The 13,990-nt window shown below is 38.0% G+C and carries 14 protein-coding genes; 4 read left to right on the top strand and 10 right to left on the bottom strand.

All coding sequences use genetic code 11. The annotated features are described in order from the left end of the window. Nucleotides 1-125 precede the first annotated feature (125 nt). A complete protein-coding gene (locus tag ABXH34_RS13855; RefSeq protein WP_353572477.1) occupies nt 126-1,070 on the bottom strand; it encodes an MBL fold metallo-hydrolase in 945 nt (314 codons plus the stop codon). Between the two features lie 295 nt (nt 1,071-1,365). Between ABXH34_RS13855 and ABXH34_RS13850 the strand changes: the two genes are divergently transcribed. Together ABXH34_RS13850 and ABXH34_RS13845 are read left to right on the top strand one after the other, a co-directional pair. Then, the gene (locus ABXH34_RS13850; RefSeq protein WP_353572476.1) at nt 1,366-2,364 is read left to right on the top strand and encodes a GGDEF domain-containing protein; all 999 of its coding nucleotides are present in this window, start codon (nt 1,366-1,368) and stop codon (nt 2,362-2,364) included. 411 nt (nt 2,365-2,775) lie between these two features. Then, nucleotides 2,776-3,057 carry a hypothetical protein gene (locus ABXH34_RS13845; protein WP_353572475.1) on the top strand — a complete coding sequence of 94 codons (282 nt, stop codon included), beginning with the start codon at nt 2,776-2,778 and terminating at the stop codon, nt 3,055-3,057. Between the two features lie 301 nt (nt 3,058-3,358). Here the strand turns inward: ABXH34_RS13845 and ABXH34_RS13840 are convergent, their stop codons facing one another. From ABXH34_RS13840 to kdsC, 4 genes are all read right to left on the bottom strand, one after another. After that, nucleotides 3,359-4,708 (bottom strand): CAP domain-containing protein, encoded by a 1,350-nt coding sequence (locus tag ABXH34_RS13840; protein ID WP_353572474.1) that lies wholly within the window; start codon nt 4,706-4,708, stop codon nt 3,359-3,361. 343 nt (nt 4,709-5,051) lie between these two features. Continuing rightward, a complete protein-coding gene (locus ABXH34_RS13835; RefSeq protein WP_353572473.1) occupies nt 5,052-5,810 on the bottom strand; it encodes a hypothetical protein in 759 nt (252 codons plus the stop codon). Between the two features lie 144 nt (nt 5,811-5,954). Then, complete coding sequence (locus tag ABXH34_RS13830) at nt 5,955-6,164, bottom strand: hypothetical protein (RefSeq protein WP_353572472.1); 210 nt, start codon at nt 6,162-6,164, stop codon at nt 5,955-5,957. Between the two features lie 80 nt (nt 6,165-6,244). After that, nucleotides 6,245-6,769, bottom strand: coding sequence for a 3-deoxy-manno-octulosonate-8-phosphatase KdsC (kdsC, locus tag ABXH34_RS13825; RefSeq protein ID WP_353572471.1), 525 nt, complete (start codon nt 6,767-6,769; stop codon nt 6,245-6,247). A gap of 156 nt (nt 6,770-6,925) precedes the next feature. On the opposite strand from kdsC, the gene ABXH34_RS13820 reads away from it, so the two are divergent. Together ABXH34_RS13820 and ABXH34_RS13815 are read left to right on the top strand one after the other, a co-directional pair. After that, on the top strand, nt 6,926-7,600 hold the full coding sequence (locus ABXH34_RS13820) for an ABC transporter ATP-binding protein (protein ID WP_353572470.1): 675 nt from the start codon (nt 6,926-6,928) through the stop codon (nt 7,598-7,600). Continuing rightward, on the top strand, nt 7,587-8,372 hold the full coding sequence (locus ABXH34_RS13815; RefSeq protein ID WP_353572469.1) for an ABC transporter permease: 786 nt from the start codon (nt 7,587-7,589) through the stop codon (nt 8,370-8,372). Before ABXH34_RS13820 ends, ABXH34_RS13815 begins: the two co-directional genes overlap by 14 nt. Before the next feature lie 47 nt (nt 8,373-8,419). Here the strand turns inward: ABXH34_RS13815 and ABXH34_RS13810 are convergent, their stop codons facing one another. The 5 genes from ABXH34_RS13810 to ABXH34_RS13790 form a co-directional block, all read right to left on the bottom strand. Next, a complete protein-coding gene (locus ABXH34_RS13810) occupies nt 8,420-8,791 on the bottom strand; it encodes a hypothetical protein (RefSeq protein WP_353572468.1) in 372 nt (123 codons plus the stop codon). A gap of 426 nt (nt 8,792-9,217) precedes the next feature. Next, a complete protein-coding gene (locus ABXH34_RS13805) occupies nt 9,218-9,970 on the bottom strand; it encodes a MipA/OmpV family protein (RefSeq protein ID WP_353572467.1) in 753 nt (250 codons plus the stop codon). Between the two features lie 223 nt (nt 9,971-10,193). Beyond that, a complete protein-coding gene (locus tag ABXH34_RS13800; protein ID WP_353572466.1) occupies nt 10,194-12,152 on the bottom strand; it encodes a nitrite/sulfite reductase in 1,959 nt (652 codons plus the stop codon). Between the two features lie 97 nt (nt 12,153-12,249). Further along, a complete protein-coding gene (locus tag ABXH34_RS13795; RefSeq protein WP_353572465.1) occupies nt 12,250-13,011 on the bottom strand; it encodes a sulfite exporter TauE/SafE family protein in 762 nt (253 codons plus the stop codon). A 103-nt stretch (nt 13,012-13,114) separates the two neighbouring features. Beyond that, on the bottom strand, nt 13,115-13,843 hold the full coding sequence (locus ABXH34_RS13790; protein ID WP_353572464.1) for a phosphoadenylyl-sulfate reductase: 729 nt from the start codon (nt 13,841-13,843) through the stop codon (nt 13,115-13,117). Nucleotides 13,844-13,990: the final 147 nt, after the last annotated feature.

The following is a 13,990-nucleotide window of genomic DNA, read 5'->3' as shown; positions in this document are numbered from 1 at the left end:
CTTACAATTGTATATTATTTAAATACAAGCTAAATCATTGATTTTTGGTCTAAAGTATTTTTGTAACTTACTGATTTTATTGCTTGAAACAAGCCTATTTGAAATTATTTAAATACTAAAAAGCTCTACTGCTGATCATTCCATACAGCTAAACCTTGCGCATTCAGCTCCACATCTACTTCAAGTAATTTGCGGCATTGCGCTTCTGGAATTGTACAGCCCAAGATTTTCAATTCAGATAAGAAATATTGGGTTAATGCTTCTTTCAATAAACTATGGCGTTCTATACCTGCATCAGCATATTGCTTGATTAATTCGACTTGTTTATCTAGCGTTTGTAGTAAATAATCAGCCATTTTAGCTACATTGTCTACTTTACCAAAATGAGTTAAAAACATTTGTTGTGGTTGATGATCTAACATGCGTTGAATAGAATTCCGCATAGCCTGTGGGTCAAACTGGACAGGAGTCGTTGATGCAAATAGTAAACGACCTTTTTCAGTAATAAAATCCTGATAACCAATCCCGAATGTGTCACCTGTAAAAAAGCTCTCTGACATTGCATCATATACACAGAAATGGTGTTTTGCATGACCAGGGGTGTCAATAAATGTTAATTCACGTCCTTGAAAATCCAGTTTAAAACCATTATCAGCTTCGATTACACGTTCTTGAGCAATAGGGATAATTTCGCCATAATCTCGTGCAAAAGCTTCCTCACCATAGACGGCTTTTGCTCCAGCAACCAAACGGCTTGGATCAACCAAATGTCGGCCACCGCGTGGATGCACAACCAATTTAGCATTCGGATACAACTGCATTAATTGTCCTGCACCACCTGCATGATCTAAATGCACATGAGTAACAATAATATAGTCCACATTCTCTGGGGCAATTTTCTTGGCCTGTAATGCCTCTTGTAAACGTGGAACACACAGGCTGGTTGCCACATCAATCAATGCAGCATGTTGGTTCTGAACTATCAAATGGCTAGAAGCCAAACCAGCGCGTAAAAAGCCAGCATCAATTGTACTAATACCAAAGTTGTGGTCTTGAATATAAGTGGTCATCACATCAATTCTTATTATGAGCAAATAAATAGTGCTGTCATTGTAACAGTTAAAAATTGCAGATAAAAATATAAAATCAGTATTTACTTTAGCAGAATGTAGCAGGGTAAGCTAAGAAGCATTCTGAGGTAAAAAGTGATATTTTTAGATTTTCCCAAATTATCTTAAATATAAGGTTTGGATTATTTTTAACAGCTTAAAATGGTAATTCATTGTTATTAAAAATAATATATTCCGAATAGTCGGCTTTATATTTGCTTGGGTTTCACAAATAAAAAAGCATGGGGAGAATGCTATGGAACATCATCTAATTAAACGAATATTGACCACTCTATCAGAGCTATGCCAAAGCGATAAAGTCGCGCTTTATAGCATTGATAATGGAGCAGTCAATGAAATATTAGGTGGTTTAAATAAAAATGATTTTGTATTCCCTAGCCAGCCCATTGCTTTTAAAGGTGTCCCACTAGAAGAAGTATTATTAATCAGAAAACAACAAGTTTATCCTTGTATTTTGATAGAAAATATTCCTTTCCCAATTCATAAAGAAAACTACAATGATTTTAATTGCTTGTGCTTTCCAATTATGCAAGATAAGCGACAGCCCGTTGTTGCAATTGCAGTGATTGCTCAAGATAAAAAACAACCTCTCAGTGCCAATACTTTAAAAGTATTAAGCTTTATGATTCCATTGATTGCAGGCGCGCTGATTACTATTTATGAGAATCGTGTTTTATATAAACAAGCAACTGTAGATAAATTGACAGAGTTGTATACTCGGCATTATTTTGAAATTCGCTTACAAGAGGAGATGACAAGGGTCAGGCGACATGGCGGCATATTTTCCACTATGTTAATTGATATTGATGGCTTTAAAAAAATTAATGCTCAATATGGCTATCAAGAAGGCGATAGGGTATTACAAGAAGTATCAAAAATTTTAGTTGCTTCGATTCGAAAGGAAATTGATATTCCTTGTCGCTATGCAGGTGAACAATTCACCTTGTTATTGCCACATACGGATGTTGATGGAGCATACATTTTGGGGGAACGTTTTCGTAAACGCTGTGAACAAAATATTTTTCTTACCACCAAGAAAGAGCATGTTCATATTACAGTAAGTATCGGTATTGCAAATAATATTGATGTCATTCGGGATGTAGATATGGATGCTGAACCCGTTAATTTAGGCAAAGAGAGTTTATTAGCAAAAGAGGAATTATTGAATCGCGCCGATATTATGCTCAGTGCGGCCAAACAAGCTGGACGAAATCATGTTATGGTTTGGTGGTAATCAATACTTCGGGCAGTTTTTGAGCTATATTAAGCTTTATTTTCAATTGCTTAACTTTATTAGATTGAACCAAACTGAGCTTTTTAGCTGAATAGGATTTAATCAATTTCCCTCTGAACCCAACAAAATTTAATAAAGAATTGAAAAGCAGTAAAATAGGATAAACCTGAAAAGAACAGAAAAGAGTGGTGCGAGAAAAATGAGCGAACAGGTGGTAGGAAAACTGAAAGAGAAAGATTTCACAGTGACTATGATATAGCAATGGAGACAGTCGCCCTAGGCTCAGGTTACCAATAGGTAAATGGATACTAGCAATAGATAGAATCAATTGGAAAGTGATGGAGAAAAAAGGCAACTCCAATACAGCAGAACGAATACCCTTAATGGAACAATTTATAGCACTATTTGGAAATGTTTGGAAATGAGCGTATTGATTATGTGACAGGCAACCGCGAATTTATCGGTGAAGAAGGGTTAAGTTGGCTGATAGAACATAATATAAAAGCCATATTGAGAATCAAGAAAGACGCAATTATTGAAACGGCGACGGAAATAAAGTCGATTAAACATAGATTAGAAAATGATCCCTGTAGTTGGTATGGTGCTTTATTTAGAGCAGATGACTGTATGGGGGGCAAACCGTTTGTGTTGAAGCCAAAAAGCTTGCAGAGGAAGGCTTTATCATTGTTTTAGCCGCAAAGAAAAATGACATCATTAAAGCCTACAAGCTGCGCTGGAATATTGAAACTTAAGTCTCGTGGGTTTAACTTAGAAGCAACTCGTATCTCTAAACCCCAAAACATTCATAAATTACTCTGTCAAATTTATTTTTCGCCTTGGCTTAGATTATTTGCAGTAATTATTGCTTAATCTTTCCGAACTCAATAACTTACAATTATTCCTCCATGTCCCTTAACTTTTGTCGGGTTCAGAGATGGGTTGCAGTGAAATAGATAAGCCCAGCAATTGAGCTTATCCTTTTAAAATTCAAAGCTTAGGATTTTTCTTTTGTACCATAAATGACAAGATAGCCTTGTCCATCTGCTTCAACATAAATAAATAGCACTTCTAATTTATTTACAACCGTATCATTTTGAGTTAAATGCAATTCATTGACTTCAACAAAACTTGGTACAGTATAAGTTGCACCGCGAATGTCAGATTGAGTTGGGGCAAAACTGGTTAATTTAAATACAGTCATGTTGTCTGCACTACCTGTAATTTGTGTAATCAATTCAACTTTAGCTTTTATAGTATTCACATCATTGGCATTCAAGCTGCTAATTGGAGCATAAACACTGCCGACATCATACATGTCAGAAAACCCATCAGCCGCCATTGCTTGGATGAATAAATCAGTTGTATTAATATCATAGGTAGAAACTGCATATTGTGTCGTCGTATCTGTATCTGTATTCGTGTCTGCATTACCACTTGCAAATTTAGAGGCCAATACATCCAATTTTATATTCTGGCCACTAACTGTGATGGTTTCAGAGTAGCTACCCAAAGTACTATGGGTAAACGTGACTTTATATATGCCATCTTCTGCAGGAATGCCATAACCCCCAGCATTTGCTGTTTTGCCAGTTGAGCTGGTATTTTCAAGTGCGATTTCAACTCCTTTAACCCCTTCACCAATCGTGTAAAAGTTATCGTTATCGTTATCGTCATATACCGCACCTGTAATAAAATGACAGCGGCTATCAAAATGAGCAGCATAATCATCAGTAACATAATATGTATTAAAACGGCTTTTACGGATACCAAATGCTAAACCAACACCAATTTCTTTAAATTTAGGACTCAAAATATTAACACGGTGTCCACGACCTGGATAACCATCATCAATAAATAAATCACCATGTAATTTGATGCTGCTTTCACCTTTATCAATTGAAGCGGTTGTTGCGGTATAGGCTAAATTTTCGCCTGCACGGAGATAGTTATAACCTTGGTCTTCTTCAATACGGACAAATGGTGTTTTATTCGTACCTTGAGAGTTATGAGCAAAATATTCGTTATCTGCCATGTCTTTGGAATGAGCTATAGCCGCTTTGTATAATTTGACGTTGAACGTCAATGGTTGCATGGCACTGGTAGAGATTTTAGATAAATCATCTGAGTCAATCCCCTCTGTGACACTACTTAGACCATATATTTTAGCCTCAGCTTTAGGATTAGCACGTGCTCGGTTGATTAACTCCAAGTGCATTTGTTCTTCAGCTGATGGATTTCCAAAGTAAAAGCTATTGTAATTTGAACAAGCTTTAGGGTCTGCGGCCATCGCAGAAAAAGAAAAACTCCCTAAAAGGAGTGTACAAAGTGTGTTACGTAATAACATTACCAAAGTTCCTTGTGTTTCTGGTCAAACTTAACAAGAATTGTAATATAAAATGCTCACTATATCAGTTTAATCTATGGATGAAAGCCCTTTTTAAGCTGAATAGCGTGAGATAAGCTAAAGTAATCCATTGCAAAACTTAGAGATATTTATTCTGAGTATTCCTTTATTAGTTTCATCTTCAGTTTTAATGTCAATCTTAGCTTCTAGCTCAAATACAGTATTTTTTTATAAAATAAATAGCGTCGCCAATTTTGATAGTGAAAATATTATTGTTTTAGCAAAGCGTTGAACTTCAGTTAAAATGAGCATTTTTTGCGTAATATGGGTTAAATAAAGCTTGCTATAACTTCTGTTGTAGCTCCAAAAACATCTTCTGTACTGAGTCAATTAATTTATCTGTAGCAGCTAATACGGTTTTTTGATACAAAGCTTGCTCGCGTGCTGAGCGGCCTACTCGTGTCGATAAGCCTTCTTCAGTTGCAATCCCTTCCGCAGTGCCATAAGGATAGCCATTACGAACATCTAATAACAGGGCTTTAGCATAACCATTTGCCTGCAGTGATTGCCCTGGGGAAATATATGCACCAACGATAGTTAAATCCATCAATGATAGTAAGTTAGAGCTATGTTGCGACTTACCATATACTTCATATAATAAAACAACATCCAAATGCTGACGTGCTGCCCCTAAGCGAATTTTACGAATCACATCATGTAATGATTGGCGATATGGCGTTGGATTTTGGCCTGCAACCATTTCGGCAATGAGGGGACTTACAGGCACAAACTCGCCAAATTGATGGCCTAATTTATCATGGGCTTGAAACCATAAATTGGCTTCACCATGTGACATAGAAGCCAATTTTCCATTGATAATTTTGGCAATACCAATCCGAGCAGGAAAATGTAATTGAGGCTCAACAGCAGCTACCTCAAGTACTTTAGCATCAATATCTTGAAATTGGTTTTGAGATTTTTGCTGATATTCAGCTTGGGAAGGGTATTTAGACAAATATTCTTGGCCTGATGTGGTTTGTACATTGTAAGTACACGCGATCAAGCAGCCACATAATAAACTCAATATGAGAAGGCGTACCATATAGTTATAACCTCTTTTGAAATAAATCCCGTAGTATATTTTTACCGTTACTAAAAATCGACACTAATCTGTCAGCATTAATTTATTCACATGGTCATCAACTAAGCAATGATAAACATTGTCTGACAAGTCTCTTCTGCGCGTTTAGGTGGGCTGTAACGTGTCCGCACCGTAAGCGTTTAAGTTCAAAGCTGCATTGAAATCACGGTCAATGTTAAGACCACAATCACCTCTCTTTTTAATATTTTTCGGACAAAGTTCATAATAAGCTCTGTTGTAATACTTTGGGAGAATAAATGTTTTAAGAAATTGCATTTCTATTTCATGAGGCTCTAATTTTTTGCTCAAAGCCATCTTTATTTTCCCTATAAATAGCAATAAGTTGATTATGCCCACTCTCAAATCGACTTTAAGAATGAGCACGTATCATTCATTTACAAACCATAATGGCTTAATTGTTCACTCAAATTGCATTGTGCCTTCATAATTAACTCACAAACTTCACGCGCAGCACCACGACCACCACCTGAATGAGTTTGCCAATGACTGTGTTTAACCACTAATGGATGCGCATCACCAACCGAAATTGCTAAACCCACTTTACTCATTACAGGTAAATCCACAATATCATCACCGACATAGGCGATTTGTTCTGGCTGTATATCCAACTCTATGCAAAGTTGTTGAAATGCGGGAATTTTATCCGTCTGACCTTGAAAAACATGTTCAATTCCAAGTGATTGCATCCGATGTAATACTACTTGTGAGGTTCGGCCTGTAATAATACCGATTTTCACCCCTGTCTTTTGCAACATCACCATGCCTAAACCGTCACGAGAAAAAAAAGACTTGTACTCTTCTCCCGCATCACCGATGAAAATACTACCATCCGTTAACACACCATCCACATCAAAAATCACCAGCTGAATCGCGGCCGCCCTTTCAATAATTTCCTCCATCTCATCACCTTTATTGTTTTAGTATCAGTCTATTCTACAAGAACTAAAACCACATCAATAGCTTGATAACAAATTAAATAAGGCCTAGGTATCAATACTGCTGTCATTTCAATACGGTATAATTCAAACAATTCACATAAGTCAAAAAATATATCAATGACCGCACTTAAAGCCAAAAACCTCATTTTGCAACGTGGGCAAGGGCAAAATATCAAGCCTATCCTATCAGGGGAGCAATGTGATTTTGAATTACAGCAAGGTGAATTCATCCATTTAACAGGAGATTCTGGTGTAGGAAAAAGTAGTTTACTCGCCGCATTAGCACGCTTAATTCCGATCGAATCTGGTGAACTGCAATTATACAATCAACCTTATCAAACGATAGAACCAAGTCAATGGCGGCAATCCGTGGCATTCCTACCGCAAAAGCCCATCATGTTTGTAGGGTCGGTGGAAGACAATTTACTGTATCCATTGCAACAGATTCAAGTACAACAGAAGCTACCCCCAACACCTGAGCAATTGGCTGAAGAACTAAATACCTTAGGTTTAACCATCAGTTTACAGCAACAAGCAAATACCTTATCAGGTGGTCAACAAGCCCGTTTAGCCTTAGCACGCTTATTAATCACCCAACCCAAAATTATTTTAGCCGATGAACCAATGGCAAATGTAGATGCCAATACCGCTGATTTTATTTATAAACGTTTACAACACTTCTGTGCGCAAGGTGGAACGGTTTTGATTACTCGTCATGGTGATTTGATAAGTGATAAACAGATTTATTTACAAGGTGATGGACGTATGGTGATAGAACATGAATGCAATTGATATTGGTTGGGTACAACTTTTTTTAGCCACTATATTTATTCTTATTGCGGGTGGTTTATCGGTTGCTTTATCGCTGGGTCTGATGAAAACCTTGTTGATTGCCACAATGCGTACTTATTTGCAATTAATTGCCATGGGTTTTGTATTAGTCTGGGTATTTAAAATTAATGAAGCATGGCTGGTTTTGGGATTATTCAGTTTTATGCTGGTGATGACTGCAAGAGTATTGCTACAACGAGTAAAGCATAAGCCACCACAGATTTTCTTTTCAACTTTTTCAGCCGTAGTGATTTCAGGGGTTTTTGTCACCTTTTCTGTCACCACATTGGTTATTCAAGTCGATCCTTGGTATGACGGACGTTATATTTTAACTATTGGTGGTATGGTTTTGGGTAATTCTATGAATGGGATTGCGCTATCTTTAGAACGTCTGTTTGATGATTTGCATAAACGAAGCGAAGAGGTTCAACAATTAGTCGCCTTAGGTGCAATGCCTTGGGAAGCAGCTTTTCCCAGTTTACGCACTGCTTTATCCGCTGGCTTAATGCCAACGATTAATAGTATGAGCGCAGTGGGTTTGGTCTTTATTCCAGGAATGATGACGGGACAGTTGGTAGCGGGAGCTGATCCAGTTCGTGCTGCAAAATATCAAATTGTGATTATGTTGATGATTTCAGCCGCAACCTCAATTGGGGCAATGTTAAGTTTGTATTGGGCGTATCGCAAAGCATTTAATCAAGAAGGCTGTTTGATAAGCGTTCAAGCTGATTAGATTATTTAAAAGTGTGAGATTTTTGAAAAAAGTTCGTAACTTCGCACTTAAGAAGTTTTATCCATATATGGAGCTAAGACATCTAAAATTGCCTTCATTATTTTCTTTTCTTGTGTTGGCTTAAAACCAATAATCTCATGATTTTTCATATAAAACAAAAACCTAGTCGTTTCGCCAATTAATTGTTTTTGTTTAATAGTTTGAACATATTCAAGCTTATTTATATCTATGATGCTCATTCTTCTGAATAAAGCAGGAGAAAGAATTATCGTATTTCCAGATATTTGAAGCCATGGTTTTGTAAATGTTAGAAAGCTTGTAATGAGAACAATAGAAAAAAAGACTATGCAGAATAATACGATATAAATATTTGGATAATGTTTAATTAATAAACCTATAGGAACTAATGCTTGCATCATAAATGCTATTTTTTCCATATATGACCTATGTACTACAATATATTTTGAACACATCGTTTTATCCTTTTGCTTTTTGAGTATTTTATAGATAAACAAGATTTTTATAAATTTTGAGAAGGGTAATGTTTTTGTTATCTATATGCGCAAGGTAAATTATGATTGTTCAACCCCAAGCTAATGACGTAACTTTGGATTCTACTTGAAGCTGCGATTTAATTTGGATGTTTTTGAATCAGGAGCATTTTGATTCTGATACCTTAGAAAGAAAAAATGATTGCGAGAGCCACAAAACAATTGCTGGAGACTCTCAATATTTAAAAAAGACTAGGCGACCTGTTTAAACAACGGCTGCATTGACACCCCTCACGCCAACAACAATCCACTGTCTACACTATCCTGAATTGTTGAATAAGCTCACAATTTATTTTAAAAAAAGCCCTGATACGTAATGCCTAATAATATTGTCATTTCGTTGCCATTTCCTACAATGGGACTGTCTTCAATTTCGCTGTCTAATTGTGTATAAATAATCGCGCTATTGAGACTCCATACTTTGTTCAAGCGGTAAATTGCATTGACTTGCACATAAGGATTGATTGTATTATCCAATTCATAAGCGGGGCGAGAATCTCTGGCTTCACTTGGTAACACACCGTAATAGTAATTGCTGTAATCACTGTCTTGATAGGTCGCACCGACTTTAAAACCTGCGATAAGTTGCCGAGTGATAGGGCGCGTCATCCCCAGCGATAAATCAGCCAATAAACCATCACTGTTATTAGAAATATCTTGTTGTATTGACGCATTCACATCAAACAAACCCAACTTTACTTTTGCCGCAAGACCTAATCCAACAGAAAAATCACGGTCTTCCATTCCTGTCAATACGGGACTATCATCTGCGTCATAACCATTCATGTCTAAAGATAAAATAGGGGATAATTTGAACTGTTTTGTATCGATGAGGCTGTATTTCAATTCTTTAAAATTAAACTCCCAACGACTGCTTTTTAAGTAAAGAGCTGGCAATAAGCGTGCTTCGCTACCAGTACCTTGATAAACTTCAGTGTTCCAAAGCGCAATAGCACCCACTCGATAAATACTAGGTTCGTCCGCTGCATAAGCTAAGCTTGTTAGCCAAAATGTAAATAGAACAAATGACAATAATTGTTTTTTCATTAAAAGTCCCACTAGCTTAAAGACACAATACATTCCAATTCTCGTTCTACGCACTGCGTAGAATGAACCACTGACGCGCTGCGTCAAATATGTGGTCGACGCGGTGCATCGTCACGAGTGAAAATTTATTGTATCAAGCTATATGTGACAATTCATCCCTTCAATTTAAAAACACCAAAGTTAAAACCCTATTTATCTTCTGAAACAAGTAGAGTTCAGTTATTTAAGCGGCTTGTTTAAACAACTGTTGCATAGAAACGCCTCTCGCCAATAACAACCAACTATCAACACTATCCCGAATTTGCGGATAAGCCAGCTCATCATATTGCTGTTCCCAGTCATTCAAACTCGCTTGTAATGCGTGGAAATGTTTTTGAACTATAGGAGCAAGTTCAAGTTCAATTTCAGCTAATGCTTGTTGCGCCGCTTGCAAGGCATTTTGAATACTTTCGCCTGCTTCCTCATATTTATGTTTAGCAGCGAAAGCTTCACGTAAAGTGATTTCATAATCAACTTGTAACCATAATTGTTCTAATGGCGAAGCTTGTCCCGCAGCACATTCACTCACAGTAATTGGATTGACTTTGAACACGCGATCATCGCCATGATCTAAACGTAATTCCTCTAATTCTTCCGCTTTAACTTCGCTTAAGCCAGCCAATAATTGTTTAAAATAATCAGCCCCTTGACGTTGCGCCCAATGTTGAAACGTCTCATCTGTTTGTTGTTGTTCTGCAAAAGCATCATGAATTCGTTGAACCGCCTGTGGTGTACGACGGCTAGGGATTTTAGGCCCTTCAAAACCAAAATGATCTGCTGTACCACCCAATTGAAATACATAACTGGGTACGAGTTTATTTTGATAACGTCGTCCTTTGCCGTATAAACCGATGTCCGCTGTTTGAGAATGAGCGCAACTATTTTGACAACCATTGACATGGACCCGTAAATCTTTGCTACCGCCGTTTAATAATTTGGCAACATGAGTTGATGCAGTAATACCTAATTGACACGTCGCCGTACCGGGGCAAGCGGTCACACGTTGTCCTGCTTGTGGAATATGCAAGCCCAGTGGCTTCAACGCTTCATATAAATCAACCCATTGGCTTTGTGCTACATACGGAATCAATAAATTTTGCTGTACAGTGGTGCGTAATTCAACCAAGCCAAAATCTTCTAACACTTTCGCCAAACCGCGTAATTGCTCAACATTCAAATCACCATGCGGCACATTTAACGGCACAGTCACATAACCGTCTTGGCGTTGGGCTTGTGGCTTTTGTAACCAATCTGTTATTTGTGATTTTGCAGGTGCGTTCTCATTCCATATTTCAGTTGGCACTTGTCCTGTTAATGCGGTGCGCGTGCGTTGAAATTCTACTTTATAAAGGCTGACCACTTCTTCTTCACCTAAACGATCAACTAAGAATTTCACTCGTGAACGATTTTTACGCGCTCGATCTGAATTGTTATTGTGTACTGTTAATGCAGCTTGTACTGATGCGAGTAATTCATTAGGGTTAAGAAATTCTTCTAATACAATTGGCTGATGTGGTTTTGCGCCTAATCCACCACCGAGTAAAATTTTAAAACCTGCTTTGCCATCTTGATAACGTGCGATGACGCTTAAATCATGGCTGCTGGCAGCGGCACAATCGGACTCACATCCAGAAAATCCCATTTTAAATTTACGTGGCAATGAATGGGTTAACGGATTATGTAAAAAATGCTGAGCTAAATGCTGCACATAGGGTTGCACATCAACGTGTTCATGTTGGCATACACCTGCAAGTGGACACGCACAAATATTCCGCACCGTATTGCCGCCTGCTTCACGCGAACCAATCCCATAATCAGCAAGCAATTTTAACAAATCAGGGGTTTTATCCAATGGTACATGATGAAATTGGATATTTTGACGGGTACTGATATGCACCACATCATGGTCAGCGAATTTTTCTAAGCCTGCGGCGAAACCTAATAATTGTTGACGTTGTACTACACCACCAGGGATTTTAGTCCGTACCATACATTTTTCAGCTTGTCGCTGACTGTAAACGCCCATCATTAAGCGTTCGACCATGAATTTTTTGTCGTCTAAATTGCCGTTGCGGAAGTTGTATACATGCTGATTATAATTATCTAAATCCTCAGCGCGGATTAATTGGTGTTCTTGAGTCATGATAGCTCCTTATTCCTCAATTCAGGACTGGCAGTCCTCGGGATTTGAAATAATTTCTGGTGTTAGGCTTGTCAGGACTGCCAGTCCTCGCATAGAGTTAGAAAGCGAAACGTAATCCTAATAAAAGTAATAATGTTGCAAGTATGTTGCGTAATAATACAGGTGGGATGCGCACAGTTAACAAGCTGCCTAACATAATGCCGGGGATCGCTCCAATCAGTAAGCCGACCAGTAAATGCCAGTCAACGCTACCGAGCAATTGCCAATGTCCAATGCCAGCGACGGCGGTCAATGGTACAGCGTGGGCTAAATCAGTCCCGACCATGCGACGGCTAGACAGTTGTGGATATAACAAGCTAATCAATGCCACACCCAATGCGCCTGCACCAACAGAGGTTAAGGTGACTAAAACACCTAAGGTTGCCCCTGATACAATGGTGATAATGTCGCGTTTTAAGCCTTGTAAGCGATAACGGCGTAACGAATTTTGTAAATAAGGACGCGCAAATAAGGTCATAGCGGTAAGCAGTAACATAATACCCATTAAGGTTTGTAACATGCCTTCATAAAATTCACTGGAAATATGGCTGAGGAAAAGGCTGGTAAATACGGCGGCGGGTAAACTGCCCAAAGCAAATAATTTAACAATCGACCATTGCACATGATTATGATGATGATGCACGATAACGCCACTGCTTTTGCTGATAGCTGCGTATAATAAATCTGTACCCACGGCGACAATCGGCGCGATACCAAAGCCTAAAATCAACATCGGGGTCATGATTGCACCACCACCCACGCCTGTGAGTCCGACTAAACCTCCTACGACTAATCCAGTAAGAATAAACCCTATGTCCATTATTTGTTCTCCAATCTTTTAGCATTCAGGATGGGCAGTCCTCAGTTTGATAAACCTCAATATTTGAAAATACAGAACTGCCAATCCTAAACTTAATCAGTGACTAAGCCGCCTTTACGGGGTGTAAGCCACACTCTTTGCCTTCTGTTTCTTCCCACCACCAACGACCATTACGTTCATGTTCATTTGGTAATACAGGACGAGTACAAGGTTCACAGCCAATACTAATGAAGCCATGGCGATGTAATTCGTTATAAGGCACATTGTGTTCCTGAATGTAATTCCAAACTTGCTCTGAACTCCAGTTAGCCAACGGATTGAATTTAACCAACAAATGTCTTGGAGTTGAAAACGCAAAATCTTCTTGAACCACGGGAACAGCCGCACGAGTATCAGGGCTTTGGTCACGGCGCTGACCTGTTACCCACGCATCTAAAGTATTTAATTTACGGCGTAGAGGTGCAACTTTTCGAGCCTGACAACATTCTTTATGCCCATCCATACGGAAACTAAAAAAACCTTTTTCATTAACTAGTGTTTCGACTGCTTTTGCTTCAGGGAATAACAACTCAAATTCAATGTCATAACGTTGTTTCACTTGATCTAAAAAGCGATAGGTTTGGCTATGTAAGCGTCCTGTATCTAATGAAAATACTTTTACTTTTTTGCCTAACAAGCGTGCCGCCATGTCGACTAATACAACGTCTTCTGCGCCTGAAAATGAGATGGCTATGCTGTCGTATTTTTCTAAGGCTAACGCTAAAATTTCAGTTGGATCAGCTTTGTCATATTGTTTTGCTAATTGATCGATTTTGTCTTTTTCTAATGACATGATTTTGCTCCTGTTATTCATCATTGATTCAGTGACGAATAAGATAGCAAATAAAATCTATTTATAAAAATAATTTATAGGCATATAAATATAACTAAAAGGTATAAGTCAAGATAAGAATATATCTTTGGATAGAAAAGTATGTTG

It is taken from the genome of Candidatus Albibeggiatoa sp. nov. BB20, assembly GCA_016744725.1.
In the GTDB taxonomy this organism is placed as follows: Bacteria; Pseudomonadota; Gammaproteobacteria; order Beggiatoales; family Beggiatoaceae; genus Albibeggiatoa.
This window is presented reverse-complemented; position numbering and strand designations above follow the sequence as displayed.